Origin of the sequence: Methylocella tundrae (assembly GCF_901905185.1) — a bacterium.
In the GTDB taxonomy this organism is placed as follows: Bacteria; Pseudomonadota; Alphaproteobacteria; order Rhizobiales; family Beijerinckiaceae; genus Methylocapsa; species Methylocapsa tundrae.
Genome location: NZ_CABFMQ020000087.1, coordinates 196,155 through 222,363 on the forward strand (window position 1 = coordinate 196,155; position 26,209 = coordinate 222,363).

General features: G+C 62.2%; 28 protein-coding genes and 1 pseudogene. 21 read left to right on the forward strand and 8 right to left on the reverse strand.

Annotated elements, in window-relative coordinates:
- Positions 1-126: 126 nt before the first annotated feature.
- Positions 127-933 carry a creatininase family protein gene (locus MPC4_RS13390; RefSeq protein WP_174512942.1) on the reverse strand — a complete coding sequence of 269 codons (807 nt, stop codon included), beginning with the start codon at positions 931-933 and terminating at the stop codon, positions 127-129.
- A gap of 165 nt (positions 934-1,098) precedes the next feature.
- Between MPC4_RS13390 and MPC4_RS13395 the strand changes: the two genes are divergently transcribed.
- The 5 genes from MPC4_RS13395 (at position 1,099) to MPC4_RS13415 (ending at position 5,542) form a co-directional block, all read left to right on the forward strand.
- On the forward strand, positions 1,099-2,064 hold the full coding sequence (locus MPC4_RS13395) for an ABC transporter substrate-binding protein (protein ID WP_174512995.1): 966 nt from the start codon (positions 1,099-1,101) through the stop codon (positions 2,062-2,064).
- A 31-nt stretch (positions 2,065-2,095) separates the two neighbouring features.
- Entirely contained in the window at positions 2,096-2,857 is a 762-nt protein-coding gene (locus MPC4_RS13400; RefSeq protein ID WP_425312474.1) for an ABC transporter ATP-binding protein, read from the forward strand.
- Positions 2,854-3,636, forward strand: coding sequence for an ABC transporter permease (locus tag MPC4_RS13405; RefSeq protein WP_174512944.1), 783 nt, complete (start codon positions 2,854-2,856; stop codon positions 3,634-3,636). Before MPC4_RS13400 ends, MPC4_RS13405 begins: the two co-directional genes overlap by 4 nt.
- Before the next feature lie 60 nt (positions 3,637-3,696).
- Positions 3,697-4,698, forward strand: a complete 1,002-nt coding sequence (locus MPC4_RS13410) for an adenosine kinase (RefSeq protein ID WP_174512945.1) — start codon at positions 3,697-3,699, stop codon at positions 4,696-4,698.
- 130 nt (positions 4,699-4,828) lie between these two features.
- Positions 4,829-5,542 (forward strand): DUF1796 family putative cysteine peptidase, encoded by a 714-nt coding sequence (locus MPC4_RS13415; protein WP_210253644.1) that lies wholly within the window; start codon positions 4,829-4,831, stop codon positions 5,540-5,542.
- Positions 5,543-5,549: 7 nt separating this feature from the next.
- Here MPC4_RS13415 and hemA read toward each other — a convergent pair whose 3' ends face one another.
- Positions 5,550-6,863, reverse strand: a complete 1,314-nt coding sequence (gene hemA, locus MPC4_RS13420) for a 5-aminolevulinate synthase (RefSeq protein ID WP_174512947.1) — start codon at positions 6,861-6,863, stop codon at positions 5,550-5,552.
- A gap of 323 nt (positions 6,864-7,186) precedes the next feature.
- Between hemA and MPC4_RS13425 the strand changes: the two genes are divergently transcribed.
- Positions 7,187-8,197 carry an NAD-dependent epimerase/dehydratase family protein gene (locus MPC4_RS13425; protein WP_174512948.1) on the forward strand — a complete coding sequence of 337 codons (1,011 nt, stop codon included), beginning with the start codon at positions 7,187-7,189 and terminating at the stop codon, positions 8,195-8,197.
- Positions 8,198-8,255: 58 nt separating this feature from the next.
- Here the strand turns inward: MPC4_RS13425 and MPC4_RS13430 are convergent, their stop codons facing one another.
- On the reverse strand, positions 8,256-8,942 hold the full coding sequence (locus MPC4_RS13430; protein ID WP_174512949.1) for a hypothetical protein: 687 nt from the start codon (positions 8,940-8,942) through the stop codon (positions 8,256-8,258).
- A gap of 488 nt (positions 8,943-9,430) precedes the next feature.
- Between MPC4_RS13430 and MPC4_RS13435 the strand changes: the two genes are divergently transcribed.
- The 11 genes and pseudogenes from MPC4_RS13435 (at position 9,431) to MPC4_RS13485 (ending at position 17,596) form a co-directional block, all read left to right on the forward strand.
- Complete coding sequence (locus MPC4_RS13435) at positions 9,431-10,570, forward strand: ABC transporter substrate-binding protein (protein ID WP_174512950.1); 1,140 nt, start codon at positions 9,431-9,433, stop codon at positions 10,568-10,570.
- A gap of 26 nt (positions 10,571-10,596) precedes the next feature.
- A complete protein-coding gene (locus MPC4_RS13440; RefSeq protein WP_174512951.1) occupies positions 10,597-11,475 on the forward strand; it encodes a branched-chain amino acid ABC transporter permease in 879 nt (292 codons plus the stop codon).
- A gap of 296 nt (positions 11,476-11,771) precedes the next feature.
- Positions 11,772-12,125, forward strand: coding sequence for a hypothetical protein (locus MPC4_RS13445; protein WP_174512952.1), 354 nt, complete (start codon positions 11,772-11,774; stop codon positions 12,123-12,125).
- A 182-nt stretch (positions 12,126-12,307) separates the two neighbouring features.
- Positions 12,308-12,550, forward strand: a pseudogene (locus tag MPC4_RS21790) (helix-turn-helix domain-containing protein); the annotation flags it as partial.
- A 185-nt stretch (positions 12,551-12,735) separates the two neighbouring features.
- The gene (locus MPC4_RS13455; protein WP_174512953.1) at positions 12,736-13,014 is read left to right on the forward strand and encodes a helix-turn-helix domain-containing protein; all 279 of its coding nucleotides are present in this window, start codon (positions 12,736-12,738) and stop codon (positions 13,012-13,014) included.
- A 190-nt stretch (positions 13,015-13,204) separates the two neighbouring features.
- Positions 13,205-13,468, forward strand: a complete 264-nt coding sequence (locus MPC4_RS13460; protein ID WP_174512954.1) for a DUF1488 family protein — start codon at positions 13,205-13,207, stop codon at positions 13,466-13,468.
- A gap of 30 nt (positions 13,469-13,498) precedes the next feature.
- Positions 13,499-13,720, forward strand: coding sequence for a hypothetical protein (locus MPC4_RS13465; RefSeq protein WP_134486765.1), 222 nt, complete (start codon positions 13,499-13,501; stop codon positions 13,718-13,720).
- A gap of 188 nt (positions 13,721-13,908) precedes the next feature.
- Positions 13,909-14,760, forward strand: coding sequence for a branched-chain amino acid ABC transporter permease (locus MPC4_RS13470; protein ID WP_174512955.1), 852 nt, complete (start codon positions 13,909-13,911; stop codon positions 14,758-14,760).
- On the forward strand, positions 14,757-15,551 hold the full coding sequence (locus MPC4_RS13475; RefSeq protein WP_174512956.1) for an ABC transporter ATP-binding protein: 795 nt from the start codon (positions 14,757-14,759) through the stop codon (positions 15,549-15,551). Before MPC4_RS13470 ends, MPC4_RS13475 begins: the two co-directional genes overlap by 4 nt.
- Entirely contained in the window at positions 15,548-16,264 is a 717-nt protein-coding gene (locus tag MPC4_RS13480) for an ABC transporter ATP-binding protein (RefSeq protein ID WP_174512957.1), read from the forward strand. The genes MPC4_RS13475 and MPC4_RS13480 overlap by 4 nt, the downstream gene beginning before the upstream one ends.
- Positions 16,265-16,357: 93 nt before the next feature.
- Positions 16,358-17,596, forward strand: a complete 1,239-nt coding sequence (locus MPC4_RS13485; RefSeq protein WP_174512958.1) for an MgtC/SapB family protein — start codon at positions 16,358-16,360, stop codon at positions 17,594-17,596.
- Between the two features lie 49 nt (positions 17,597-17,645).
- Here the strand turns inward: MPC4_RS13485 and ppk2 are convergent, their stop codons facing one another.
- The 3 genes from ppk2 to lepA form a co-directional block, all read right to left on the reverse strand.
- Positions 17,646-18,461 (reverse strand): polyphosphate kinase 2, encoded by an 816-nt coding sequence (ppk2, locus tag MPC4_RS13490; protein ID WP_174512959.1) that lies wholly within the window; start codon positions 18,459-18,461, stop codon positions 17,646-17,648.
- Positions 18,462-18,472: 11 nt separating this feature from the next.
- The gene (locus MPC4_RS13495) at positions 18,473-18,949 is read right to left on the reverse strand and encodes a hypothetical protein (RefSeq protein WP_174512960.1); all 477 of its coding nucleotides are present in this window, start codon (positions 18,947-18,949) and stop codon (positions 18,473-18,475) included.
- 97 nt (positions 18,950-19,046) lie between these two features.
- Positions 19,047-20,852, reverse strand: coding sequence for a translation elongation factor 4 (lepA, locus tag MPC4_RS13500; RefSeq protein WP_174512961.1), 1,806 nt, complete (start codon positions 20,850-20,852; stop codon positions 19,047-19,049).
- A gap of 197 nt (positions 20,853-21,049) precedes the next feature.
- Between lepA and MPC4_RS13505 the strand changes: the two genes are divergently transcribed.
- Complete coding sequence (locus MPC4_RS13505; protein WP_174512962.1) at positions 21,050-22,114, forward strand: SDR family oxidoreductase; 1,065 nt, start codon at positions 21,050-21,052, stop codon at positions 22,112-22,114.
- A gap of 41 nt (positions 22,115-22,155) precedes the next feature.
- On the opposite strand, the gene MPC4_RS13510 is transcribed toward MPC4_RS13505, so the two are convergent.
- Positions 22,156-23,157: a tyrosine recombinase XerC gene (locus MPC4_RS13510; protein ID WP_174512963.1), complete on the reverse strand. Its 1,002-nt coding sequence runs from the start codon at positions 23,155-23,157 to the stop codon at positions 22,156-22,158.
- A gap of 142 nt (positions 23,158-23,299) precedes the next feature.
- Positions 23,300-23,617, reverse strand: a complete 318-nt coding sequence (locus MPC4_RS13515; RefSeq protein WP_134486745.1) for a DUF1476 domain-containing protein — start codon at positions 23,615-23,617, stop codon at positions 23,300-23,302.
- Positions 23,618-24,031: 414 nt separating this feature from the next.
- Between MPC4_RS13515 and purC the strand changes: the two genes are divergently transcribed.
- The 3 genes from purC (at position 24,032) to purQ (ending at position 26,164) form a co-directional block, all read left to right on the forward strand.
- The gene (purC, locus tag MPC4_RS13520; protein ID WP_134486742.1) at positions 24,032-24,826 is read left to right on the forward strand and encodes a phosphoribosylaminoimidazolesuccinocarboxamide synthase; all 795 of its coding nucleotides are present in this window, start codon (positions 24,032-24,034) and stop codon (positions 24,824-24,826) included.
- A 315-nt stretch (positions 24,827-25,141) separates the two neighbouring features.
- Complete coding sequence (gene purS, locus MPC4_RS13525; RefSeq protein WP_134486739.1) at positions 25,142-25,381, forward strand: phosphoribosylformylglycinamidine synthase subunit PurS; 240 nt, start codon at positions 25,142-25,144, stop codon at positions 25,379-25,381.
- 78 nt (positions 25,382-25,459) lie between these two features.
- Positions 25,460-26,164, forward strand: a complete 705-nt coding sequence (purQ, locus tag MPC4_RS13530) for a phosphoribosylformylglycinamidine synthase subunit PurQ (protein ID WP_174512964.1) — start codon at positions 25,460-25,462, stop codon at positions 26,162-26,164.
- The last annotated feature ends 45 nt before the right edge of the window (positions 26,165-26,209 follow it).

The window sequence follows — 26,209 nt, forward strand, 5'->3', positions numbered from 1 at the left end:
GCCGTTGCGACATTCATCGCCTCGCGCCAGCTGATTTAATCGCCCGGCTGCGTCGCTTCCTACCGTAAGGTTCAGATTCTATCCAACTGGAATAAATTCCGCAGGAGCTGGCTGAAGCGGGTCCAATTACCCGCTCGGTCCCGGCTTCAGCCGCGACAGGTCGAAACCCTCGATATCCTGCAAAAGCTCGACGAAAGCCGTCGCGCCATAATCGGCGTAGGCTTCGCCTTTGCACGCCGTCGCGGCGCTGGCGTCGCCCATCGCGCCCGATTCGGAAAGGTCCTGGCTCATCCAGCCAAAGCCGGTCGGCCGGCCCGCGCGCAGCCAGTTGAAATCGCTTTCGATCGCGATGCTCCCGGAGGTGAAATCACCTGCTTCTTCAAAGCGCACGAGGTCGGGACGAAAGCTCAACATGAGGGAGGTTTCGATGTCGCCGCCGTGAATGCCATGCAGCTTTTCTTCGTCCGAAAAGAGCCCGTCCGGCGCGCCGAAACGATGCCAGGTGGCCATCACGACAAACATGCCGAGCCTTGCGCGAAGGTCATGCGCGATAATGTCGAGAATCGAGACATTGCCGCCGTGGGAATTCAGCAGCACCAGCTTGCGGCAGCCGGCGCGATAAACGCATTCGGCGAGTTCCGTCCAGGCCTTGATGACGGTCGTCGCCGAGAGCGTGAGGGCGCCTGGAAAATCGCTGTGCTCGATGGAGCAGCCTGAGGTCTGAACGGGCAGAAAAAGAACCGGCAGTTCGGCGGGCAGACGCGCGAGAACTTGCGCGATATAGCCTTCCATGATGAAGGAATCGACGCCGACCGGCAGATGCGGGCCATGCTGCTCGATCGCGGCGAGGGGAAGCACCGCGATGACGTCGTCCATATCGGCCTCGTCAAAGTCGGTCCAGCTCATCTCCGACCAGAACCGCGTGTGCAGCATCGCGTTGGTGATCCTTTTGGCGCGGCGGCGGGCTCAGGGCCCAGAGCTTGCATATTTTCGAGGCGCAAGCAAAAAAGCAAGCGCGCCGCGCTGCCCGCGACGCCAAGCGCTCAAGAAAGCCCTCCGTTGAGACAGATTCTTTCTCTCTTTCTTGGCTTTGCTTCGATGCTGACGGCCGCGATCCCGGCCGTCGCGCTCGATAAGATCACTTTCGCCACCAACTGGCTCGCCGAAGCCGAACATGGCGGCTTCTATCAGGCGCTCGCCGACGGCACCTATGCGAAATACGGCCTCGACGTCACGATCCTGCAAGGCGGCCCGCAGACCAACAACAGGCTGCTGCTGGCGGCCGGAAAGATCGAGTTCAATCTCGGCGCCAATCTGATCCAGACTTTTGACGCGGCCTCCGAAAATATCCCCATCGTCGCGGTCGCCTCGATGTTTCAAAAAGATCCCTTCATTTTGATGTCGCATCCGGGCGTCGGCCTCGACCGCATGGAGGATCTTCCGAAAGCGACCGCCTTCATCGGCAAGGACGCCTTCGTCTCCGTCTATCAGTGGCTGAAGACGGCCTATGGCTTCAGGGAAGACAAGGTCCAGCCCTATGCGTTCAACGCCGCGCCCTTCATCCGTGACAAGAACTCGATTCAGCAAGGCTATGCGACGTCAGAACCTTTTGAGATCGAGCGCGAAGGCGGATTCAAGCCGAATGTCTTTCTTATCGCCGACTATGGCTATGATTCCTATTCGACCCTGATCGAAACCCGGCGCGATCTGATCGAGAAAAACCCAGACCTCGTGCAGCGATTCGTCGACGCCTCGATCATCGGGTGGATGCATTACATCTATGGCGATAACGCCAAGGCCAATGCGCTGATCCGTCGCGACAACCCGGACATCAGCGCGGACCTTCTCGCCTATTCGGTCGCCAGGATGAGGGATCTCGGCATCGTCGATTCGGGCGCCGCTCTAAAACTCGGCGTCGGCGCGATGAGGGGACAGCGCATCGACAGTTTCTTCGCAAAAATGGTCGCGGCCGGGCTTTTCAAACAAAATCTCGCCTACGACCGGGCCTATACATTGCAATTCGTCAACAAGGGCGTGGGCCTCGATCTCAGGCCGCATCCATGAGTCCTCCACTGTTGCGTTCGCCATGCTGAAGATGAGCGGATCTCGCGCGCTCGTCTCCCTGCGCGGCGTCGGCAAACGCTTCGCCAATGGCGTGACGGCTCTCGAAGGCGTCGATCTCGAAATCCGCGGCGGCGAACTCCTGACCTTGCTCGGGCCATCCGGCTGCGGCAAGTCGACGATCTTGCGGCTGATCGCGGGGCTTGACGCGATAAGCTCCGGTCAATTGATCCGGCGCTTTGAAGATGTCGCGGCCGCTGTGGGCTTCGTCTTCCAGGACCCGACCCTGATGCCCTGGGGCAGCGTCTTCGACAACGTCTATTTGCCGCTGCGCCTTCGCGGCCAGAGCCGCCGGTCCGCCGCACTGGCGGTCAGCGAGGCTTTGGAGCTCGTCGGTCTCGCCGATGTCAAGACGGCCTATCCGCGCGAATTGTCGGGCGGCATGCGCATGCGCGTCTCCATCGCGCGCGCGCTCGTGCTGCGGCCTCTGCTTTTGTTGATGGACGAGCCCTTCGCCGCGCTCGACGAAATTTCGCGTTTCCAGCTGAACGACGAGCTGCTGCGTCTCAAGGAGGAGAGCGGCGCGACGATCGTCTTCGTCACGCATTCGATCTATGAAAGCGCCTATCTTTCGACCCGCATCGCAGTCATGGGGCGAAAACCCGGCCGCATCACGGCCGAAATCGCCAACGACGCGCCGCGCGACGACTTTCGCTCGAGTCCGGCCTTTGCCCTGCTCTGCCAGCGGACCTCACAAGCATTGCAGCGGGCGATGCACGATGGAGCGGCGTCATGAGAGCGCCGGACTGGCTCCGCCGCCTCGGGCCGCCCGCTGTGGTTCTCGCGGCGGCGCTGATCGTCTGGGAGGCGCTGGTGCGCCTTTACAATGTGCCGCCCTATATTCTGCCGGCGCCGACGCTGGTGCTGACGACGCTCGCGACGGATCGCGCGATTCTTTTTCCCGCGCTGCTTGTCACTCTTTCGACGACGCTCGAAGCGCTGGCGTTGGCGGTCGTCGGCGGCGTCCTTCTGGCCGCCCTTTTTGCGCAATCGAAATGGGTCGAGCGGGCCTTTTTGCCGGTCGCGATCATTTTGCAGGTGACGCCGATCATCGCCATCGCGCCTTTGCTTCTCATCTATCTCGACGCCGCGAGCGCCGTGCGCGTCTGCGCTTTCCTCGTCGCCTTTTTTCCCATCCTTTCAAATACCGCTTTGGGCCTTGCGTCGGTCGATCGCAATCTTGTCGATCTTTTCACGCTCTATCGCGCCTCGCGCTGGCGCACGCTGTATTTGCTGCGAATGCCCGCCGCCCTGCCCTATTTCCTCGGCGGCCTGCGCATCGGCGGCGGCCTTGCGCTCGTCGGCGCGATCGCCGCGGAGCTGGCGGCCGGCGCCGCCGGCAAGGGCGCCGGCCTCGCCTTTCGCATCATTGAGGCCGGCTACCGACTAAACGTTCCCCGCATGTTCGCGGCCCTCTTTCTGATCTCGCTGACCGGCGTCGCCATCTTCGCCATGCTGTCGGCGCTCTCGGGCGCCATGCTCGCCCGCTGGCATGAAAGCGCGCTTGATCGGTAGACTCCCGCGCCGCATCGGCTAAATTTCAAAGCCGCAACCCGAACCTAAAGAAAGCCGCTCATGACCTCCTGCCGTTATCACGTTCTTGGCCTCGGCAACGCCATCGTGGATGTCATCAGCCGCGCCGACGATGATTTTCTCATCGCGCAGGGCTTGCGCAAGGGCGGCATGACGCTGATCGACGAGGCGCGCGCCGAACAGCTTTTCGAGGCGATGGGCCCGGCGACGATCGTCTCGGGCGGCTCAGCCGCCAATACGATCATCGGCCTTGCGAGCCTTGGCTGCGAGGCGGCCTTCATCGGCAAGGTCAAGGCCGACGACCTCGGCGGCCTGTTCGCCCATGACATCCGCGCCGCCAAGGTCGGATTTTCGACGCCGCCGGCTGATGCGGGAACGGCGAGCGCGCGCTGCCTCATCGTCGTGACGCCTGATGGCCAGCGCACCATGAGCACCTTTCTCGGCGCCTGTCAGGATCTGGCGGAAGAAGACGTCGACGAGGATCTCGTCAGGCAGTCGGCCGTGACCTATCTCGAAGGCTATCTTTGGGATCCGCCAGCCGCCAAGGCAGCCTTCGTCAAGGCCTCGAAAATCGCCCGCGCCGCCGGACGGGAAGTCGCCCTGTCGCTGTCCGATTCGTTTTGCGTCGATCGCTATCGCGACGAATTTCTGGGGCTGATGCGCTCGGGCGCCGTGCAGATTATTTTCGCCAATGAAAGCGAATTGCATTCTCTCTATGAGACCGCCGATTTCGGCGCCGCCGTCGCCCAGCTCCAGAAGGATAACGTGCTCGGCGTCGTCACGCGGTCGGAGCAAGGCTGCGTCATCGTCAAAGGCGCGGAGATTCTGACCGCGCCCGCCTTTCCGGTCGAAACAGTCGTCGACACCACAGGCGCCGGCGATCTTTTCGCGGCGGGATTTCTGGCGGGATACACAAAGGAGCGCGATCTTGTCAGCTGCGCAAAACTCGGCGCTCTCGCGGCCGCCGAGATCATCCAGCACCTCGGCGCAAGGCCGCAGACGGACCTGGCGCAGCTCGCCGCCCAGAATGGGCTCGCGCCCTAGAACAGGCTTTTGTTTTATCGCATGATGTTTGTACGAAAAACCTGCAACACTTTGGCGTCATGTGTCAGGATTTGACGCAAACGGATTCCGTTGAGGCCAAGAAAGTGGTTCCTGCCGGTGCGAAGGGATGATGCGTCCTTTATGGCGACCCCTCCTTCCATCCGCGCCGCGCCTGGTCGTCGATCGCATTATCAGCCTTGGCGCGCTGTGCGAAGTCGCGTTTCAGGGGCGCCGGCTCGGCCGCTCCGGCCGGGCTTATCCATTCGACTGGTGGATCACGCCGCTGCCAAGCGTCTCGATTGTGCTCGATCAAGGCGCGGCGGCCTGCTTCGCGCCCGAACAAATCATGAAGGTTCCCAATTACGGCGGAGAGCCAGCGCTCTATTCCTATCTCTCCCGCACGGTCCATCTGCATGAATATGGCAAGAATGTAGATTTTCTCGCGCTCGACGTCGAAACGATCGCGGAGAGGTTACAGGAAAAATATACGGCGCTTCACGCGCGCCTGCTGGCCGACTGCGCGACCGGAACAACCCTGTTCGTGCGCCAGCGGCTGCATGAGCATGACCCAACCGGACAGGATCTGGAGGATTCGCTTGAACGCCTTTGCGCGCAACTGGCCGCGATCGCAATCGACTGGCGCTTGCTGCTGCTCGATTACGAGCCCGTACGGCCGAGAGAGAGGCTAATCCAGGCTCATGCGCCGAGGCTGAAGGACGCGAACGACCTTGGCTCGGAAAAGGGCTGGAGCGCCCTCTTCCGCGCCTGCCGCATCGTCTGCCGGCGATCAGCGAGGCAATTTTCGTGGAACGATTTGCAGGAATCGTTCCGGGACCGGAGTTGACGATCGCCTATTCGGCCGCGCGCTTGAATTCCGGGAAGGTGCATTGCGGGTCGACAGCGACCTTCTCGCGCCGGAATTCGACGACGTTCGGCTCTTCGACGAAGGGCAATTTCAGAGTCTGCCAGACGTCGACCAGAGCCTCGACAAGATCGGCGATGTGGGCGTCCGTGTGCAGCGGGCTCGGCGTGATTCGCAGCCTCTCGGTTCCCTTCGCCACCGTCGGATAATTGATCGGCTGGATATAGATCGAATGGCGATCAAGCAGCATGTCGGTGGCGGCCTTGCAAAGCTCTGCGTCGCCGACGAGGACTGGCACGATATGCGATGAATTCGGCATCACCGGCAGGCCCGCGGCGCTCAGCGCGTGCTTGGTCAGCATTGATTGGCGCTGATGCCGCGCGCGAAGTTCGGCGCCCTCCGCCCGCTTCAGCAGGCTGACGGCGGTCTTGGCGGCGACCGCGATGGACGGCGGCAGTGAGGTCGTGAAAATAAAGGACGGCGCATAGGAGCGCACAGCGTCGATGATCGCCGAATCGCCGGTGATATAGCCGCCGAGCGTGCCAAATCCCTTGGCGAGGGTGCCCTCGATGACGTCAATCCGCGCCATTGCGCCGTCACGCTCGCTGATGCCGCCGCCGCGCGCGCCATAAAGCCCGACCGCATGGACTTCGTCCATATAGGTCATGGCGTTGTAACGCTTTGCGAGATCGGCGATTTCATTGATCGGCGCAATATCGCCATTCATCGAATAGAGGCTCTCGAAGACGATGAGCTTGGCGCGCTCGCGCCCGGCCTCCGCCAGGAGCTCCTCGAGATGGGCGAGATCGTTGTGGCGGAAAATCCTGCGCTCCGCCTTCGAGCGGCGCACGCCTTCGATCATCGAATTATGGTTGAGCTGATCGGAAAGAATGAGACAGTCCGGCAGAATGTCGCCGATCGTTGAAATGGCGGCGAGATTTGAAATCCAGCCGGAGGTAAAGACGAGACCGGCCTCTTTGCCGTGCAGGTCGGCGAGCTCGGCCTCGAGTTCGACGATCGGATGATTGTTGCCGGAGATATTGCGGGTTCCACCGGAGCCGACCCCATGCGCCGCAGCCGCGGCGCTCATGGCCTCGATCACTTTCGGATGGCGGCCCATGCACAGATAATCGTTGGAGCACCAGACCACGACATCGACGATGGAATTCTCGGGTCCTTCTCCGCGTCGCCACAATGCGCGGGGAAAAGCTTCGGCGTCTCTCGCCAGATCGGCAAAAACGCGATAGCGCCTTTCACCCTTCAGCTTCGAAATCGCGTCATCGAAGAAGCGCCGATACTCCATTAGATCATTCCCTTGTGATCCGGCGCTAATGTCCGGATGGGCGGAAAAACCTCCGCTCAAGGCTCTATTGCGACAAAGTTCCTAGCGCGGGGCTTTGTAATTCCTTCGTAGTCTTCCGGGAAAGCATTTTTCAAGCGACAGATGGTCTCAGCGATGCTGCGGGCGTCCGAAATTCGCGATTTCGCCGTCAATTCGAAGTGAATGCGGGCCTGGATTGGCAATTGCGTACGAAACATGCGAGGGGATCACTCGTCATTCGGTCTTTTGCTTTAGTCAGCTTCTAGCAGGCCGTCAAATCCGTTTCGCCTCCAGCTTGTTGCACCATGCGCATTCTCGTAACCGGCAGCGCCGGATTCATCGGTTTCCATACCGCCGCCCGCCTTCTCGCCGACGGCCACGACGTCGTCGGCGTCGATGGCTTCACACCCTATTACGACCCGAAGCTCAAGCTGAAGCGGCATGAGATTTTGCAGCGGAGCCCCCGTTTTCGCGGCCATGCGATCCTGCTTGAAGACTTCGCGGCGCTTAAAGACGTTTATGGCGCCGGCTTCGACGCCGTCTATCATTTCGCCGCGCAGGCGGGGGTGAGGTACAGCCTCGACAATCCCCGCGCCTATGTCGACGCCAATCTCGTAGGAGCGTTCAACCTCCTGGAACTGATGCGCCAGTCGCCGCCGCGTCACGCGCTGATGGCTTCGACCTCATCGGTCTACGGGGCCAACGCCTCGATACCCTTCCGGGAAACCGATCGCACGGATCATCCCCTGACGCTTTACGCAGCATCAAAAAAGGCAAATGAGGAGATGGCGCACGCCTATGCGCATCTGTTCAAGATTCCGGTCACAATGCTGCGGTTCTTCACCGTGTATGGGCCTTGGGGACGTCCGGACATGGCGCTCTTCAAGTTTGCCGCGGCCCTCTTCGAAGGGCGTCCGATCGACGTTTATAATCACGGCAAAATGAAGCGGGATTTCACCTATATCGATGATCTCGTGGAAGCCATGGTTCGGCTGCTCGCGCATAGTCCTCCCGCCGTCGATGCGAGGCTTTCCCCGACGCCTGGGATAGACAGCCTGTCGCCCGTCGCGCCCTGGCGGGTCGTCAATATCGGCGCGCAAAGCCCTGTCGGACTGATGGATTTCATCGCCGCCATCGAGGCGGCGACGGGCCTGCGCGCGACCTGCAATTTTCTGGAGATGCAGCAGGGCGACGTGCCCTTGACCTTCGCCGATACCGAGCTGCTGTTTCAACTGACTGGCTACAGGCCGACGACGCCTCTGGCTGACGGCGTCGAAGCCTTCATCGCCTGGTACCGCGCCTATTTTGGGCTCTGAGCCAAAAAAACGGCCGGGATAAACCGGCCGCTGCGCATTTCTTTCAGGCCTTTGACGGTCAGGGCGTGACCGATCCCCTCGCCCGCCCGCCCGGCACCTTGCACGAGCATCCGTTGCCGACAAAGGAGGTGTGATAGAGTTGGCAGGTCTTCACCGGCGTTGTGCAGAAGTCGCCGGCATTGCCGGTCGCGACGCTGCGCCCCGTCACGAGAGGAGCGGTCGTCGCCACCTGTCCGGGAGTTGTGTAATACCCCGGCGCATAAGAATAGTTGCCATAGGCGTAACCCGGGTAGCCATAGGCGTAGCCGGGATAATAGCCGTAAGTATCGTAAGGGTAGCCATAGTCCCAAGTGCTGGCCAAGCCGTAGCCGAGGCCAAGGCCGAGCAGGCCCGCGCCCAATCCATAGCCCCAGCCGTTATAACCCCAACCGCCATTCCAGCCGCCGTTCCAGCCGCGGTTCCAACCGCCGTTCCAGCCGCCGCCACGCCAGCCACCGCCACGCCAGCCGCCGCCATGCCAGCCGCCGCCCCCAAACCCGCCGCCACGAAAACCAGCGCCATGGAAGCCGCCGCCAAACCCGCCGCCGCGAAAGCCGCCGCCATGGAAACCACCGCCAAACCCGCCGCCGTGGAAACCACCACCACCGAATCCGCCGTGGCCGCCGCCGAAGGCCGAGGCCGGACCGCTGATGACAAGCGCGCCGCAAACAGCAGCGGCGCTCGTCAATGCACCTAAGCGTTTCATTATGTTCTCCTTTGGAAATTGGCCCTCTCGGAACTAACTCCTGACAGAACACCATAGTTCCGCCGTCTTTCAGTCACGGTTAAGCGATCGCCTGGGGATTTTCGCCGATTTTCTGCAAGGCGCCGCGCGGTCTCGCGGACGCCAAATGACCAGGGCATGCTCCAATCGGATTGTTTTATGCTGATCGAGGGGGATGTGCTCACGCTTTTGAATTTGCAGGAACATCCAGTCGACCGAATGGTCTCATCCATCCGAGGCGCCCAAGGCATGGCGCCCCAAGGCGTGGCGCCCAAAAGTGGAAACCGGTTTTCGGGCGACATCATGCTCGAACCTATTGATGAGGGACGGATTTGGGAGGTTGGATCGAATCATGGCGCGGCGGGTGCATCGAAAGCCATCCGATCCGGCCCTAGGAATCGGCCCGGCTTCGGTTTAGACCGTTGCGACGACTCCGCCGTTCGCCCCACTCACGCCCGCGATCACGCCCGATGCATCGACTCATCAGATCCTTGTTCCGCTTTTGCGCCCTCGCCGGCTGTCTTGCTCTCCCACAGCTCTCGCTGGCTGAGGGCTCGGACCCGGTGACTGTCGGCGCGATCGAGATTTTGAGCGGCCCCAACGCCAAATATGGCGTCTCGATCAAGCAGGGATTCGATCTCGGGGTCGAGGAAGCCAATCGCGCAGGCGGCGTACATGGGCGCCCGCTTGCGATCGCGTACCAGGATTCGGCCGGGAGCAAGGAGCAGGCGATCAACGCCGCGCGCCAGTTGCTCGGCCGCGCGAGGGTTCCGCTGCTGTTGGGGCCGACCCTGTCGACCGAGATGTTCGCCGTCGCGCCGCTCGCCATCGAGCGCAAGACCCCGATCATCGGCACCTCGACGACAGCGAACGGCATCACCGCCATCGGGCCTTATGTGTTTCGCACCTCGCTGCCGGAGGCAGACGTCATCCCCGTGACGTTGCGCACCGCGCGTGAAAAATTCGGCGTCAAAAAGGTCGCGGTGCTTTATGGCCGCGACGACGCCTTCACCAAATCGGCCTATGACGTCATGAAGACGGCGCTGGCGGATCTGAACATCGAGGTTCTGACGACCGAAACCTTCGGCGCCAAGGATACGGATTTCTCCGCTCAACTGACCAAGATCAAGAGCCTCAACCCCGACGCGATCGTCGTCTCGGCGCTGGCGGACGCAGGCGCTGGCATATTGCTCGCCAAGCAGGCGCTGGGTTTTCCGGCCTCCGTGCGGGTTATCGGCGGCAATGGCATGAATTCGCCCAAGGTGCTCGAAATCGCCGGCGCCGCCGCCGACGGGCTGCTCGTCGGCAGTCCATGGTTCGTCGGCAAAAGCGATCCGTTGAATGAAAAATTCATCACCGACTATCGCGCCAAATACGGCGCCGATCCCGATCAGTTCGCGGCGCAGGCGTTCGACACTTTGAAGATCGTGGCGAGCGCGCTGAATGCAGCAAAGGATTTGACCGGCGATTCCATTCGCGAGGCTCTTCTGAAAACCAGAATTGATGGCGTTATGGGCGCCTTCGCCTTTACGCCGGAGCGCGATCCGGCAGTGACGTCCGGCGTCCTCGTTCTCGAAGTCGCGCAAGGCAAATTCACGATCTTGAAATAGCGGCGCAAAGAGCCACGCGGACCAGCATGCTCCTCCAGCAGATCATCAATGGCTTCGTCGCGGGATCAGCCTTTGCGCTGTTCGCCCTCGGCTTCACCCTGATGTTCGGCGTGCTCGGGGTCGTCAATCTGACCTATGGATTCTACTTCTCCGCCGCCGCCTATATCGCCCTCTTTGCGACGATCAAAGGCGCGCCCCTCGCGATCGCCCTGCCGGCGGCGGCAATCGCGACCGGGCTCATCGCCGTCGTCGTCGATTTTCTGCTGCTCTCGCGCTTGCGCAAAGTCCGCGCGCCCGAGCTTGCCTCGCTGATGGTCACCCTCGGCGCAACGCTTTTCCTCTATTCGGGAATGACGGCGCTGTTTGGCTCCGAGATTCGCCGCTTTCCCATCGGCCTCGTCGATAGCGCGCCATGGACTTTCCAGGGCGCAAGCGTCTCTCTGGCGCAAATCCTTATCGTCGGCACGGTCGCCGCCCTCGCTCTCGGCCTCGTCCTGCTGCTGCGGATGACGCGGACCGGCCTCGCCATGCGCGCCCTCGCCGAAAACCCCGACGCAGCGGAACTCATGGGAATCGACACCCGAGCGATCATGAGCCAGGTCTCCTTCGTCTCGGGTGCGCTCGCCGGCGCCGCGGGCGTTCTGATCGCGCTCGAATATAACGCCATCACGCCCTATATGGGCGAAGCCATGACGCTCAAGGGCTTCGCCGTCATCATTCTCGGCGGTCTCGGCGACATCGGCGGCGCGCTGATCGCCGGACTGCTCATCGGCGTGCTTGAGGCGCTGACGGCCGGCTATGTCTCCTCCGTCTACAAGGAGGCGGTCGGCTTTTTGCTCCTTGTGCTGACCTTGTGGATACGCCCGCTTGGCCTCTTCGGCCGGCCCAGCGCGAGACGCGCCTGACGCATCCGGAACGCCGCTCAAATTCTCTTCCACGACTGAGCGGAACGGCGGAATTCCTTTGCTTCCCTTTCGGATCATCGGCCGGTGAAATCTAATCGGCGCATGGCTTTGATCTCTGGCCTCCGCAATCAAATGTGATATTTCTTCATCTGTCGCAGCCGGGCCGTGTTTTTCGCACTGACCTGCGGCTGCCAAAGAGTTAGCCCCCATGCGCGCAATCAACATTCTGGTCACGGCCGTTATGCTCTGCGTGACCTCGGTTCCAGCGAGCCCGGCCTTCGCGCGCGGTCACGGGCATGGCGGCCACGGCCATCATGGAGGACACCATCATGGCGGACACCACCATGGCGGTCATCGCCACGGCGGCTGGCGTCATCATGGCGGAGGATGGCATCATGGAGGCGGGCGTCACGGCGGCCATTGGGGGCACGGCGGATGGAGGCACGGCGGATGGGGGCACGGCGGATGGGGGCACGGCGGATGGGGCTATGCACAAGGCCGAGGGTACGGCTATGGCGGATGCGCCCGGCGATGGGTGCTCGGCCCCTATGGCTGGCATTGGGCGCGGCGCTGCTGGTGAAACAACGGCGAGCGGCTCGCTAAGCCAGCGCTCGCCAGCCCGCCCGCAGACGATCCGCGCGAGCAACTGACACTCGAACGCCGAAGGCGATGCAAGGCAAGAACCTCGTTCGGGGGCGCGCGAAACCCGAACTTGAGGCGCAAGAACTGCGGCTGCGATCAGGTCAAGCCGAAACGCAGTCTTTCCGCCCCTTGATTTACCCCCCGTAGCGTATTATTTACACTTCACAGGTAATCTCACCCTTCATTGCCAATGAGGCGCAGCTTGACAGCAGAACAGCTTCGCGCCGCTCGCGCCATGCTCCGCATGGAACAGTCGGCCCTCGCGGCCGCCTCCGGCGTGTCAGTTGAAACCGTCAAGCGCCTTGAACGCATGCAAGGGCATTTGTCGGAAACCCGAGTCGCGACGATCAAAGCTTTGCGCGATGCTCTTGAAGCGGCGGGCGTCGAGTTTCTGGGCGAAGACGGCGGAGGCGTCGGCGTCAGGCTCAAAATTCGTTCGGAGGCGGTCGCCGACCTCACGCGGCGGATCGAGGCTCTGCAAGCCGATATGACGCCGGAGCCGGGCAACGAGAAGCCCAGCCCCAGGAAGGCGATGAAGCAGTTGCGGCGCGCGCACGACCAGAATGAATTAACGGACCTAAAGAACCGGCGCGCGACATCGCGCAGAGAGGCAAGGAAATGACCCCCGATCAATGTAGGATGGCTCGAGCCGGGCTTTCGCTTGGCGCCCGCGAACTGGCCGAAGCCGCCCGCGTCTCCGTAAACACGATAACGCGATTTGAAGCCGGCCAAGGCGTTCAGGCCATGACGCTGGGGCTGATCCAGAAAGCGCTCGAAATGAAGGGCGTCGAGTTTACCTCCGACAGTTCGGGCGTCGGCGCGTGGCTCCGCAAGCAACCGGCCGCCACGACGACGCCCTTGGCCGCTGCCTCGGCGTCTCTCGACGTCCCGGCGTGATCGAGCGCCGCGCCCATGGAAACCGGCGCGGCGTCCAATCGGTGCTTTCACGCCTCCGCGTTTCATGTTTGAGTGAATCGCGGGCGCAAGCTGATCATCTGAAACAACCAAGGCCGTTCGCCGCGCTGACTGGGGATCAGCGGCGCAGTCTGCGACTCTCATGGCGCCTGCGCATTTCTGGAGGAAGCCGATGACGCTCCATTTCCCCAACGCCAGCCGCAGTTACGATCCCGTCAAGCGATGCGTCAGCTTTTGGGGTCATGAATCCACATTCGAAATCGCCTTTCATCTGGATGAGGAGGCGCTCGAGCGGATCAGCCCCCAGGTGCGACGGAACGAAGCTTCCTTGCTGGAGGCGTTCGACGTCAATCGTGTGCAGATCGAGCGGGCCGCCCTCAGCGCCTATGCACGGCGCCGCCAGAGCTTCTGTCATCTTACGGCATCTGATTTCTAACGACCGCCGCAGCTTTTCACCGGGGGGACCATGAACAAAGGCCTCGAAATCGAATTGCTGCCGCTCGATGAAAACCATGTCCGCGCCAAGCTCACATGGCGTGAACAGGACGTTGGCGGGAGCGTGCTGGCGGTCGAGGTCACTGTCCGGAACGAGCGGATCAAGCCGAAAGCTGACGAAAGGCTCAAGACCGACGCGCGCGCCCTCGCGGTGCGGTTGGCCCGAGCGTTCGCAGACACGATCGAAAGCTGAAATTCTGGTCGCCCGAAACGCCCGGCCGGGCGCGCTTGGCGCGGCGCGAGGAATAGCGGCAAATTTTTTCCCCGTCGCCCGGATACGATCCTCGCATCCACGAGAGTGAGTCTTGACGTCTTCGCGAGAGCTTGATCTTGTCCGCGCCAGGGAGCACCGGATGAAGATTGATCTCGACATGCCGCAATATGACTGGCTTTGACCTTAGCGATTTTCTCTGGACGTATCAGAGCCTCATCGCTTCTCTCGGCGTCAATGGGCTGCTGGCGCTCAGCATGTATGTTGTGCTGGCGATCGGGCAATTGTCGCTCGGCCAGGCCGCTTTCATGGGGATCGGGGCCTATGCCTCGGCCCTTCTCACTTTGCATTCCGGCCTGCCCTTCCCTCTCGTGCTCGCCGCCGCCATGCTGATTCCCGCGGCGATCGCGCTCGCGATCGGCGTGCCGACCTTGCGGCTATCCGGCGTCTATCTCGCGCTAGCGACGATCGGTCTTGGCGAAATTCTGCGCATTTTCCTCATTCAATCCGATGTGACGGGCGGCGCGCTCGGCCTTTCCGGCATTCCCGTCAAGGCGGATTTCCCGCTCATCTACGGGTGCCTTGGAGCGGCGCTGCTGGCGCTGGTTTTGATCACGCGCTCCCGCATCGGCCGCGCTATGGAAGCCATCCGCGAGGATGAGATCGCGGCCTCCGTCAGCGGCATCCCTCTTGCCCGCTACAAGATGGCGGCTCTCGTCGTCTCGGCCATGCTCGCGGGGCTCGCCGGCGCGCTCAACGCCCATGCGTCCTCTTTCATCAGTCCGAACGACTATGGCTTTGACGCGGCGGTAACGATCTTGAGCTATGCGCTTCTCGGCGGCGTCGGTTCGCCCTTTGGTCCGCTCGCCGGCGCGATGGTGCTTACGCTACTGCCTGAAGTCTTGCGTCCGCTGCAGGACTTTCGGCTCGTCATCAACGGCCTCATCATCGTCATCGCCGTTCTTTATATGCCGCACGGCATTCTTCCCTGGCGCGCGAGACGCATTGGAGCGCGCGCTTGACCGCCGCCCTTCTGCAGATCGAGGCGTTGACGCTGCGCTATGGCGGCCTCACGGCGATCGACAGCCTCGACCTTACCCTCGAGGCCGGCAGCCTCGACGCGCTGATCGGTCCGAACGGCGCCGGCAAGACGAGCTTCTTCAACCTCGTCACCGGGCTTAACAAACAACAGGCCGGGACGATCCGGCTCGACGGCGCGCGAATCGATTCGCTCTCCCCGGATCGCCGCGCGCGGCGCGGGCTGGCCCGCACCTTTCAGAATCTTCGCCTGTTCACGCAAATGACGGCGCTGGAAAATGTGCTGACCGGCATGCATCTGCATGTCGCCGAATCGCTGTTCGAGATTTTGACGCGGCTCGGGCAGTTTCGATCGCAGGAGCGCGCCGCTCTGCGCGAAGCAAAAGAGCTGCTCTCTTTCGTCGGGCTCGCCGCCGCGGCGCATAGGCCCGCGGGCGCCTTGTCTTATGGCGATCAGCGTCGGCTCGAGATTGCGCGCGCCCTTGCCTCCACGCCGAAGCTGCTGCTTCTTGATGAGCCAGCCGCCGGCATGAATCCGGCTGAGACCGCCGCGCTCAAAGACCTGCTCTTGCAGATCAAGGGGCGCGGCGTTTCCATGCTGCTCGTCGAGCATGATATGAGCCTCGTCATGCAATTGTGCGACAAGATCACGGTCTTGAATTTCGGCCGCAAGATCGCTGAGGGCGCGCCCGCGGCGGTGCGCGCGGATTCGGCCGTCATCGAAGCTTATCTTGGCGTCAAAGGCGCCGGCGAATTGCGTGGGGCTGGCACATGAGCGCCGTCTTGCTCGATGCGCGCGGCCTTGAGATCGGCTACGGCGCCAGCGTCGTCGTCAAGGGCGTTGATCTTGCTGTCGGCGCGGGCCAGATCGTCTGCCTCATCGGCGCCAACGGCGCCGGAAAGACCACCATCCTGCGTGGCGTCTCCGGACTTCTGAAAATCCGCGCCGGCTCCGTCACATTCGACGGCGAGACTTTGACCAATCGTCCGGCTCATGTCATCGCGCGAAAGAAAATCGCGCATGTCCCTGAAGGCCGGCAGATTTTCGCGCAGATGAGCGTCGCGGAAAATCTTCTCGCGGGTGCCTATCTCGAACGCGACGCAGCCGAAATCGAAAGGCGGCGCGAAAAAGCGCTCGCCCGCTTTCCCCGGCTGAAAGAGCGCCTCTCTCAGAGCGCGGGGCTTTTGTCCGGCGGCGAACAGCAGATGCTGGCGATCGCCCGCGCTTTGATGGCCGGCCCGAAGCTGCTGCTCCTCGACGAGCCATCGATGGGGCTCGCGCCGCTCTTCGTCGAAGAGATTTTTTCCATCATCAAATCGTTGAAAGACGAAGGCCGCACCATTCTCCTCGTCGAGCAGAACGCCCACGCCGCGCTGGAGATCGCGGACCATGCCTATGTGCTGGAGAACGGGCGGATCAAATTGCAGGGCTCCGGCCGCGAAATGCTGGAGCATGACGACATCTCCGCCGCCTATCTCGGAGGGTGAAGAAGAGACAGGCGATCGATCGCGACCAGTAATCACCGCGTGCGCTTTACGCCTCTGCGCTCTACAAGAAACTGTGAGGTATGAGAAAGTCGCATGCTCTGGCTTCCACCGCCCCTGTCCGGTTTTGCCGTCGCCGTTGCTCTCGGGCTGCTGATCGGCATCGAACGCGAGCGCAGTAAAGGCGCCGGTCCGTCGAGGGGACCCGCCGGCGTGCGGACCTTCACTGTCACGGCTTTGCTCGGCGCCGTCGCTTTTCATATCGGCGGCTTGCTTCTGCTGGCGATCGTAACGGGGTGCGTCGCCTCTCTCGTCGCGGTGTCCTATCTGCGGACGCCGGTCGGCGACCCCGGCCTCACGACCGAGGTCGCGCTCGCCTTCATGCCCGTGCTCGGCGCGCTCGCGGTGACGGACGAGGCCCTCGCCGCCACCGTCGGCGTCGTCATCGCCATTCTTCTCGCCGCCAAGGCCCCTATCCACAGTTTTGCGACGGCAATTCTCAGCAGGACCGAAGTCAACGACATGCTTGTCTTCGCTGCGGCGACGCTGGTGGTCTTTCCGCAGCTCCCGAACCGCTATATGGGGCCTTTCGAGTCGCTCAATCCGCGATCGATCTGGCTGCTTGTCATCCTTGTCCTGGCGGTCGGCGCCCTCGGCCATATCGCGCAGCGGGCCCTTGGCGCGCGCTTCGGTCTGCCCCTCGCCGGGCTGGCTTCGGGCTTCGCGTCAAGCGCGGCCGCGATCGGCGCGATGGCTGGCGTCGCCGCAAAAGATCCCGCATTGATGAGGCCCGCCGCCGCGGGCGCCGTTCTCTCTACGGTTGCGACTTTCACCGTGATGGGAGCGGTCGTCGCGGCGGTGAGCCTGCCGACCCTTCGCGCGCTCGCCCCGGCGCTCATCGCGGGAGGGTGCGCCGCCGTGATTTACGGCGCGATCTTCACGATGCGAGCCCTCCACGACGGCGAAGCGCAAAATCACCAACCCGCAGCCGCGTTCAGCATCAAGGCCGCCGTCCTGCTCGCCGCCACGATGTCGGTCATGCTTGTCGCCGCGGCGGGGCTGAAAAATTGGCTCGGGGAAACAGGGATTCTCATCGGAGTGGTGGCCGCGGGCCTTGTCGACAGCCAAAGCGCTGCCATTTCGGTCGCCTCGCTCGCGGCGGCCGGCAAGCTTGCGCCCGCCGATGCGGCGCTGCCGATCGTCCTCGCCATGACAAGCAACACGGCAACCAAAATCGTGCTCGCCTTGACCCTTGGGACGCGTCCCTTCGCCGAACGCGTCGTGCCCGGTCTCGTCTTCGCAATCGCTGCGACATGGGCGGGACTTCTGGCGTGACGGCTCGCAGGAAAACGCGATCGCCTCGGAGCCGCAGCCGGCGCCAGTGTCAGAATGCCTCCTCAACCCATCTGAAGGGATAGTCCGGCTCCTTGTAGCCTTCCGGCTTCTGACGTTCCGGAAGCTCGACCTTCTTGCGTTCCACGTCCTCATAAGGGATATGGGCGAGAAGATGCTTGATGACATTGAGGCGCATGCGCTTCTTGTTATCGGAGTTGGCGGCGTACCACGGCGCCCAGGGCGTATCGGTCGCAGCGAACATGGCGTCCCGCGCACGCGAATATTCGTACCAGCGGCTGTAGGATTTGAGATCCATCTCCGACAGCTTCCAGATCTTCCGCCCGTCCGTGATGCGCTGTTCGAGGCGGCGCGTCTGCTCCTCCGGGCTCACCTCAAGCCAATATTTGAGCAGATAGATTCCAGACTGCACCATCAGCTTTTCGAAGGCGGGCGTCAGGTTCAGAAACTGCTCCGTCTGCTCCTTCGTGCAAAAACCCATGACGCGCTCGACGCCCGCGCGATTGTACCAGCTGCGGTCGAAGATCATGACTTCTCCAGCGGCCGGCAGATGGGTTACAAAGCGCTGGATATGCATTTGCGATTTTTCGCGCTCAGTCGGCGCAGGGAGAGCGATGATCTTGAAGACCCGCGGGCTGACGCGTTCGGTCAAGGCCCGGATGACGCCGCCCTTGCCGGCGCCGTCGCGTCCTTCGAAAACGATACAGACCTTCTTACCTTCGCGCTTCACCCATTCCTGCAGCTTGACAATCTCGACGGAAAGCTTTGCAAGCTCCGCTTCATATTGCCTGCGCTTCAGCTTGCCCGCGCTGTCCTGCGTCTCGGCGTCCTGCTCGGCCTCGGTCATGGCTTGCACTCTTACTTCCAGGTCAGAAACATTCCGACGTCGCCGGGAAAGCCCTCCGGCCATTCAATGATCATCGCCTTTAGCCCATAGCCGAGGGGTTGAAGCTTGTCCTTCCATATCTGGTGCACTTGGAGCGGCAAACCGATCAGCGTTTCGGGCCAGCCCTCCTCGGTATTGTTGATCGCCCGGCCGTGGTCCGTGCAAAGTTCGGAAGGGAATCGTCCGATCAGCATTTCGCGCTCGCCACGCTCTGCCGCGAGCTTCACGCGATGCATGAAGGCGCTGATTTTTTCAGGCGTCAGTTCGATCGGCCTGGAAAGCCTTTCGATCAAATCCTTCTTCGCCTGATCGGCCGCCTGCATCGCGACATAGGATTGCGACGCCTTCGCTGATTCGACCTCCGCGACATAAGCCTTGAGGTCGGCGACGGACATGAAGGCTTCGTCATCAATGAGTGGCCGCGCGGCTGTCGTTTCTTTCTCGCTCATGGTCGCCCTCCCTTTTTATGCAAAGGTTAGCGCGATACTCTACGCTTCCAATTGATCGGCATCAAAAGGTTTCGCCGCGAGCAGCGAGGCCAACCCTTCAGCTATCCATCTTCAGCGCGGCGATGAAGGCCTCCTGCGGGATCTCGACCTTGCCGAACTGGCGCATTTTCTTCTTGCCGGCCTTTTGCTTGTCGAGCAGCTTGCGTTTACGCGTGGCGTCGCCGCCATAGCACTTGGCCGTCACATCCTTGCGCAGCGCCTTCACTGTCTCGCGCGCGATGATCTTGCCGCCGATCGCCGCCTGGATCGGGATCTGGAACATATGCTGAGGGATCAGCTCCTTCAGCTTTTCGACCATCGCCCGTCCGCGCATTTCGGCGCGCTCGCGATGCACCAGCATGGAGAGCGCGTCGACCGGCTCGGCATTGACGAGAATCGACATTTTGACGAGATCACCGGGACGATAGTCGGTGATCGCGTAGTCGAAGCTGGCGTAACCTTTCGAGATCGACTTCAGCCGGTCGTAGAAGTCGAACACCACTTCATTAAGCGGCAGGTCGTAGACCGCCATCGCGCGCTTGCCGACATAATTGAGGTCAACCTGCAGGCCGCGCCGCTCCTGGCAGAGTTTCAATACCGCGCCGAGGTAATCGTCGGGCGTTAGAATCGTCGCGCGGATCCATGGCTCTTCGATCGTTTCGATCTTGGTTGGATCGGGCATGTCGGCCGGGTTATGCAATTCGACGATTTCGCCGTCGCGCTGCACGATCCTGTAGATGACGGAGGGCGCGGTCGCGATGAGATCGAGGTTGAACTCGCGCTCGAGGCGCTCCTGAATGATTTCGAGATGCAGCAGGCCGAGGAAACCACAGCGAAAGCCAAAGCCGAGCGCGGCCGAGCTTTCCATCTCGTAGGAAAAGCTGGCGTCGTTCAGCCGAAGCCGTCCCATTGCGGCGCGCAGATCCTCGAAATCGGCGGCGTCGACGGGGAATAAACCACAGAAGACAACAGGCTGCGCCGGTTTGAAGCCGGGCAGCGCCTCGACGCAGGGCCCGCGCTCGTCGGTAATTGTGTCGCCAACGCGTGTGTCCGCCACCTGCTTGATCTGCGCGGTGATGAAGCCGACCTCGCCCGGGCCGAGCTCCGCCCTATCCTGCATCTTCGGACGGAACACGCCGATCCGATCGACCTCATAATGAGCGTCGGCGCCCATCATCTTGATTTTCTGATGTTTCCTCAGCGTGCCGTCGATGACGCGCACGAGCACCACGACCCCGAGATAGGCGTCATACCAGCTATCGACCAGCAAAGCCTTCAAAGGCGCCGTCTCATCGCCCTTCGGCGGCGGCAGGCGGGTGACGATGGCCTCCAGCACGAGGTCGATGCCGATGCCGGTCTTGGCCGAGATCAGTACGGCGTTCGAAGCGTCGAGCCCGATCACATCCTCGATCTGCTGCTTGATCCGCTCAGGCTCGGCGGCGGGCAGGTCGATTTTGTTCAGGACCGGCACGATCTCGTGGCCCGCGTCGAGCGCGTGATAGACGTTGGCGAGCGTTTGCGCCTCGACGCCCTGGCTGGCGTCGACGACAAGGAGCGAACCTTCGCAGGCGGCGAGCGAGCGCGAGACCTCATAGGCGAAGTCGACGTGGCCCGGCGTATCCATGAGGTTCAATATATAGGTCTTGCCGTCCTTCGCCTTATACTCGAGCCGGACCGTCTGCGCCTTGATGGTGATGCCACGCTCGCGCTCAATATCCATGGAATCGAGCACCTGCTCGACCATGTCTCGCTCGGCGACGGTTCCGGTCGCCTGTATGAGGCGGTCGGCCAGCGTCGATTTGCCATGGTCGATATGGGCGACGATGGAGAAATTGCGGATGTTTTCGATGGCGTGCGTTGTCATCCTTGCGAGATAGCAGGCGGAGGCCGTGAAGAAAAGGCGACATGTGGCTTTGCCCGCCGCGACGTGATCCTCGCAGCTGCGGGAATGGGCCGCAGCGAACTGCCGCGTTCCCGGTTTGGAGCGAAAGCTGCCGATGCTTACATACTCCGCCGGGCGCTCGCCTTGAGCCGGCGCGGGACACCGGAGATGCTTTGGACATGACGAGACAGGCGCTTGTGGTCGGGGCCAGCGGCATCGTGGGAAATACGCTTGCCCGGCATTTAGCCGGAAAGGGCTGGAAGACCTATGGGCTGGCGCGGCGTCCGCCTTCCGGCCTGCAAGGGGTCGTTCCTCTCGCCGCCGATCTTCAGGATAAGGCGTCGCTGCGGGCCGCTCTGGAATCGTTGCGTCCCACTCATGTCTTTCTCGCGACCTGGCTGCGGCAGCCGACGGAGGCGGAGAACATCAAGGTCAACAGCGCCATGACGCGCAATCTGCTCGACGCGCTCTCGCCGACGGGGTCGGTGCGCCATGTCGCGCTGGTGACCGGGCTGAAGCACTACCTCGGTCCTTTCGAGGCTTACGGGAAGGGAGCGTTGCCTGCGACGCCGTTCCGGGAGGAGCAGCCGCGCCTCAATGTCGAAAATTTCTATTACGCCCAGGAGGACGAGCTTTTCGCCGCGGCGCAACGCGACGGCTTCGGCTGGAGCGTGCATCGGCCGCATACGGTGATCGGCTACGCGCTCGGCAACGCCATGAACATGGGAACAACCCTCGCGGCCTACGCCACGATCTGCCGCGAAACGGGGAGGCCCTTCCGCTTCCCTGGCTCGGCCGCGCAATGGAACGGGCTGAGCGACATGACGGACGCGCGCCAGCTCGCCAGACATCTCGAATGGGCCGCAACGACCGAAGCGGCGCGCGATCAGGCGTTCAACATCGTCAATGGCGACATCTTCCGCTGGAACTGGATGTGGCCTCGGCTCGCCGGCTGGTTCGGCCTCGATCCGGCGCCCTTCGACGGCGAGCGCATCCCGTTAGAGGTCCAGCTTGCCGACGCGGCGCCGATTTGGGCGGAGATCGCCCGCAAGCATGGCCTCGTCGAATCCGACCTCTCGGTCGTCGCTTCAGCTTGGCATACCGACGCCGATCTCGGCCGCCCGATCGAGGTCGTCACCGATATGACGAAGAGCCGCAAGCTCGGCTTTCTCGACTACCAGGCTACCGATGATTCCTTCTTCGACCTCTTTGCTCGTCTGCGCGCGGATCGTGTCATTCCATGAAAACGGATAAGGACACATCGGTTTCGCCGCCGCAGCGCCGTTCAGCCTCCGCGCGGATGCGCCGAGCGATAGGCCTCGACGAGCCGGGCGCTGTCGACCGCCGTGTAAATCTGCGTCGTGGAGAGCGAGGCGTGGCCGAGCAATTCCTGGATGGCGCGAAGATCGCCGCCACGCCCGAGGAGATGGGTGGCGAAGGAATGGCGCAGCGCATGCGGCGTCGCGGTATCCGGCAGGCCGAGCGCGCCGCGCAACCGCTCGACCGCGAGCTGGATGATGCGCGGGGACAGCGGCGCTCCCTTCGCGCCCACGAACAAATGCCGGTCCGGCGGAAGGTTATAAGGACATAGATCGAGATAGGTTTCGATCCCGCGCCGCACAGGCGCGATGATCGGCGTGTCGCGCGTCTTCTTGCCTTTGCCGACGACTCTCAGCACATCCAGCGCGCCGACTGGCGCATCCGATCGCTTGATCGACAGGGCCTCGGAAATGCGCAGCCCCGCGCCATAGAGTAGCCCGAGAACGGCGGCGTCGCGCGCCAGTATCCAGGCGGGACGATTTTCTCCTGCCCGCACATCGACGCCGGTCAGCGCGCGCGCGGCGCTCGCCGTCAAGGGCTTTGGCAGCCGGCGCGAGGTTTTGGGCGCGCGCACCGCCGCGAAGGCCCCGCTCTGCCCGTGTCCGTTACGCTCGAGATAGCGCGTGAAATTGCGAAGGCCCGCGAGCTGCCGCAAAAGGGAGCGGCTGCCGACGCCCGCCTCCCGGCGCGAGGCCATGAAGGCGCGCAGATCGCCCGGCGCAAGATCGCGAATCATCGTAAGCGACGGAGTTGCGCCGAAGTGAATGGTGGCGAAGGCCAGAAATTGGCGAAGGTCGCGGGTGTACGCTTCGAGCGTCAGATCAGCGACCCGGCGTTCGCCCGCCAAATACGCGAGCCACGCGCGGGCAAGCACCAAAAGCTCGGCATCCGCGTGAGCGAAGAGCGCCAGGTGATCGGGCAACGCCGTCGGAACAAGGCCGATATCGGGGGTTTTTGCGCGGGACATGGCGGACAGTCTCGTCCCGCAAGAGCTAACAATTGCTTAGGAAGCGGCGCGAACCTCGCGCGGACGCTGAGCAATCAATCGTAAGCTTTTGTTTTGCAGGATGATATCGGTCCGAAAGGCCCGTAACTTTCGGCGTCAGACTCTAGGCGCCTTTGACCTCGGCGATCGCGGCGACGAGCAATTCTTCGAGTTTGCGGCGGATCTGGTGGTCGGATAGCTGGACTCCGGCTTTGTCGAAGTCGGCTCGAACCTTCCTGAAAAACTCCTCGGCGCCTTGGGCGATGTCGGTCTGAACCACCGCGTTGGCGTAAGCTTCGGCCTCCGCGCCGGTCTTGCCGAGCATTCCCGCCGCCCAGAGCCCGAACCACTTGTTGCGGCGGGCGATTGCCTTGAACTTCAGCGCCTCGTCATGCACAAGCTGAGCTTCGAAAGCCTGTTCGCGCTTGTCGAATGTCGTCATGAAATCCCATCCAATTCCGGCGAATGCCGACTTTCGCTCTTTTACCCTGGTTAATTTTAGCATGATTTCTTGAAAAGGCCATTGTCGCATAGGCAATATGACGGCGCTTGAAGCGGGAGCGGGGTTGATTTCTTCTCTGTATCCGACGGCGGATGTCTGCTAGAACGGCCGGCGTCGGCCTCATGTGGGGGAATCATTTTTCAGCGTGATCTCAGTGCGTTGACTCAAAGCTGCGCGCGCGGGCCGCTTTTCGACGGGTTTGCCGCTTGGCTTGTCTCCGGGACAGAAAAGCGTGTAAGACCCTGCGGACCTGCGGCTTAGCCTCGACCCAACTTCACTCCTCCGCGGCTGAACAGCGCTCGATCAGCTGTTTGGACGCGGGCCCCAGGACGTTCACAGGAGCCACGGCCGCCAATGGATCCTCTCAAGCCACGGTTAATCCCAATGAATCGCCGCCGGCGCATCTATGAAGGCAAGGCCAAGGTCCTCTATGAAGGACCCGAACCCGGCACGCTCATCCAGCATTTCAAGGATGACGCAACCGCATTCAACGCCAAGAAGCATGAGGTCATTGACGGCAAAGGCGTCCTCAATAACAGAATCTCCGAGTTCATTTTTCAAAATCTGAACGACATCGGCGTGCCGACCCATTTCATCCGCCGCCTCAACATGCGCGAGCAGCTGATTCGCGAAGTCGAGATCATTCCGCTCGAAGTCGTCGTCCGCAACGTCGCCGCGGGCTCCCTTGCGACGCGCCTCGGCATCGAGGAAGGCACCCAGCTGCCGCGGTCGATCATCGAATTCTATTACAAGAACGACGAACTCAACGATCCGATGGTGACGGAAGAGCACATTACCGCTTTCGGCTGGGCGAGCCCGCAGGAGATCGACGACATCATGGCGCTCGCCATAAGGGTCAATGATTTCCTGACCGGCCTGTTCCTCGGCGTCGGCATCCGCCTCGTCGACTTCAAGATGGAATGCGGCCGACTGTGGGAAGGCGATATGATGCGCATCGCCGTCGCGGACGAGATTTCGCCCGATTCCTGCCGGCTGTGGGACATTAAATCGAACGATAAGCTCGATAAAGACCGCTTCCGCCGCGATCTCGGCGGTCTCGTCGAAGCCTATACGGAAGTTGCGCGCAGGCTCGGCATCCTGCAGGAGAATGAACAACCTCGCGCGGCCGGACCGAAGCTCGTTCGCTAGCCGCATCGAGAAAGCTGTAAGCGTTGCCGGACGAAATGAAACGTCCGGAACGCGCGCTTTTCAATCCCGCCTTCGGCTCCAAAGCCACCGGCAAAGCCCTTGCGGAGAGTCCCTAACCTCTCTCGCAGCGGCGCTCGCGGAAGCCTTTGCGAATGAATTGTCGCGCAAAAGCCAATCCCGAGAACAAAGATTTGCGGCGCGCTGCAAATCGAACTATCCGGAGGCTTCGGCCTCCGTTTTTGTTTCGCGGGAATTGCCCGCGCCGCGCTGGAGCAAGCGGATCGGCAGGACTTAAGCTTAAAGGGATAGGCAGCAATGAAAGCCCGGGTCGTCGTCACTCTCAGAAACGGGATCCTCGATCCGCAAGGCAAGGCCATTGAAGGCGCGCTGAAGGCGCTCCATGTCAATGGGATCAAAAGCGTGCGGCAAGGCAAGATCTTCGACGTGGAGCTCGACGCCGCCGATCATGGCGCGGCCGAAGCTGTGCTGCGGGAGGCCTGCGAAAAGCTTCTCGCCAATCAGGTGGTCGAAGATTATCAGGTCGAAATCCCCTAGGGCGTTGCCCCGCGCCGCGAGAGGCAAGCCCTCCGCGCGGCGGCCAGTCCGCAATTTGACGAGGAGTTCATCGGCTCCATGAACGCCGCCATTATTCTATTTCCCGGCTCGAATCGCGAAGGCGACGCCCTGCGCGCGCTCGCCCCGCATGGCGCGGCCAAAGTCGTCTGGCACGGCGACCGCGAACTGCCACAGGGGACCGACCTTGTCGTGCTGCCGGGCGGCTTTTCCTATGGCGACTATCTGCGTTGCGGCGCCATCGCGGCGCATTCGCCGGTTATGGGGGCCGTGCGCGCTCATGCCGAGCGCGGCGGCCTTGTGCTTGGCATCTGCAACGGCTTCCAGATTCTCGTCGAGTTCGGGCTCCTTCCCGGAGTTTTGATGCGCAATGCGCAGCTGCGCTTCATTTGCCGCATGCAGCATGTGCGCGTGGAGCGCAGCGACACGGCCTTTGCGTCGAGATACAAGCAGGGTCAGGCGATCAAGATCGCCATCGCCCACGGCGAAGGCAATTACGAGGCGGACGCAGAGACGATTCGCCGCCTCGAGGGAGATGGCCGCGTCGCCTTCCGCTATTGCGACGCCCAGGGCAAGCTCAGCAAGAGCGCCAACCCAAACGGTTCGACCAACGCCATCGCCGGCGTCTATTCCGAGCGCTTCAATGTTCTCGGCCTCATGCCTCACCCTGAGAATCTGATTGACCCACTGGTTGGCGGCACGGATGGCAAAGGGCTGTTCGAGAGCCTGGCGGCGTTCAAGGCCGCCGCGCCCGCCGCTGTCTAGCGAGCGGATTTGCGCGTTAACTTGTTCAATGGAGCGCCGCTGCTT

Bases quoted from the DNA above. Each gene is read 5' to 3' on its own strand.
- MPC4_RS13455 (WP_174512953.1), top strand. From the start codon at position 12,736: ATGACCCCCGATCAATGTAGGATGGCTCGAGCCGGGCTTTCGCTTGGC.
- MPC4_RS13405 (WP_174512944.1), top strand. From the start codon at position 2,854: ATGAGAGCGCCGGACTGGCTCCGCCGCCTCGGGCCGCCCGCTGTGGTT.
- MPC4_RS13390 (WP_174512942.1), bottom strand. From the start codon at position 933: ATGCTGCACACGCGGTTCTGGTCGGAGATGAGCTGGACCGACTTTGAC.
- purS (WP_134486739.1), top strand. From the start codon at position 25,142: ATGAAAGCCCGGGTCGTCGTCACTCTCAGAAACGGGATCCTCGATCCG.
- purC (WP_134486742.1), top strand. From the start codon at position 24,032: ATGGATCCTCTCAAGCCACGGTTAATCCCAATGAATCGCCGCCGGCGC.
- MPC4_RS13465 (WP_134486765.1), top strand. From the start codon at position 13,499: ATGAACAAAGGCCTCGAAATCGAATTGCTGCCGCTCGATGAAAACCAT.
- MPC4_RS13480 (WP_174512957.1), top strand. From the start codon at position 15,548: ATGAGCGCCGTCTTGCTCGATGCGCGCGGCCTTGAGATCGGCTACGGC.
- MPC4_RS13410 (WP_174512945.1), top strand. From the start codon at position 3,697: ATGACCTCCTGCCGTTATCACGTTCTTGGCCTCGGCAACGCCATCGTG.
- lepA (WP_174512961.1), bottom strand. From the start codon at position 20,852: ATGACAACGCACGCCATCGAAAACATCCGCAATTTCTCCATCGTCGCC.
- MPC4_RS13395 (WP_174512995.1), top strand. From the start codon at position 1,099: ATGCTGACGGCCGCGATCCCGGCCGTCGCGCTCGATAAGATCACTTTC.
- MPC4_RS13460 (WP_174512954.1), top strand. From the start codon at position 13,205: ATGACGCTCCATTTCCCCAACGCCAGCCGCAGTTACGATCCCGTCAAG.
- MPC4_RS13515 (WP_134486745.1), bottom strand. From the start codon at position 23,617: ATGACGACATTCGACAAGCGCGAACAGGCTTTCGAAGCTCAGCTTGTG.
- MPC4_RS13425 (WP_174512948.1), top strand. From the start codon at position 7,187: ATGCGCATTCTCGTAACCGGCAGCGCCGGATTCATCGGTTTCCATACC.
- MPC4_RS13440 (WP_174512951.1), top strand. From the start codon at position 10,597: ATGCTCCTCCAGCAGATCATCAATGGCTTCGTCGCGGGATCAGCCTTT.
- purQ (WP_174512964.1), top strand. From the start codon at position 25,460: ATGAACGCCGCCATTATTCTATTTCCCGGCTCGAATCGCGAAGGCGAC.
- MPC4_RS13485 (WP_174512958.1), top strand. From the start codon at position 16,358: ATGCTCTGGCTTCCACCGCCCCTGTCCGGTTTTGCCGTCGCCGTTGCT.
- MPC4_RS13415 (WP_210253644.1), top strand. From the start codon at position 4,829: ATGCGTCCTTTATGGCGACCCCTCCTTCCATCCGCGCCGCGCCTGGTC.
- MPC4_RS13510 (WP_174512963.1), bottom strand. From the start codon at position 23,157: ATGTCCCGCGCAAAAACCCCCGATATCGGCCTTGTTCCGACGGCGTTG.
- MPC4_RS13505 (WP_174512962.1), top strand. From the start codon at position 21,050: ATGACGAGACAGGCGCTTGTGGTCGGGGCCAGCGGCATCGTGGGAAAT.
- MPC4_RS13400 (WP_425312474.1), top strand. From the start codon at position 2,096: ATGAGCGGATCTCGCGCGCTCGTCTCCCTGCGCGGCGTCGGCAAACGC.
- ppk2 (WP_174512959.1), bottom strand. From the start codon at position 18,461: ATGACCGAGGCCGAGCAGGACGCCGAGACGCAGGACAGCGCGGGCAAG.
- hemA (WP_174512947.1), bottom strand. From the start codon at position 6,863: ATGGAGTATCGGCGCTTCTTCGATGACGCGATTTCGAAGCTGAAGGGT.
- MPC4_RS13495 (WP_174512960.1), bottom strand. From the start codon at position 18,949: ATGAGCGAGAAAGAAACGACAGCCGCGCGGCCACTCATTGATGACGAA.
- MPC4_RS13435 (WP_174512950.1), top strand. From the start codon at position 9,431: ATGCATCGACTCATCAGATCCTTGTTCCGCTTTTGCGCCCTCGCCGGC.
- MPC4_RS13470 (WP_174512955.1), top strand. From the start codon at position 13,909: ATGACTGGCTTTGACCTTAGCGATTTTCTCTGGACGTATCAGAGCCTC.
- MPC4_RS13430 (WP_174512949.1), bottom strand. From the start codon at position 8,942: ATGAAACGCTTAGGTGCATTGACGAGCGCCGCTGCTGTTTGCGGCGCG.
- MPC4_RS13445 (WP_174512952.1), top strand. From the start codon at position 11,772: ATGGCGGCCACGGCCATCATGGAGGACACCATCATGGCGGACACCACC.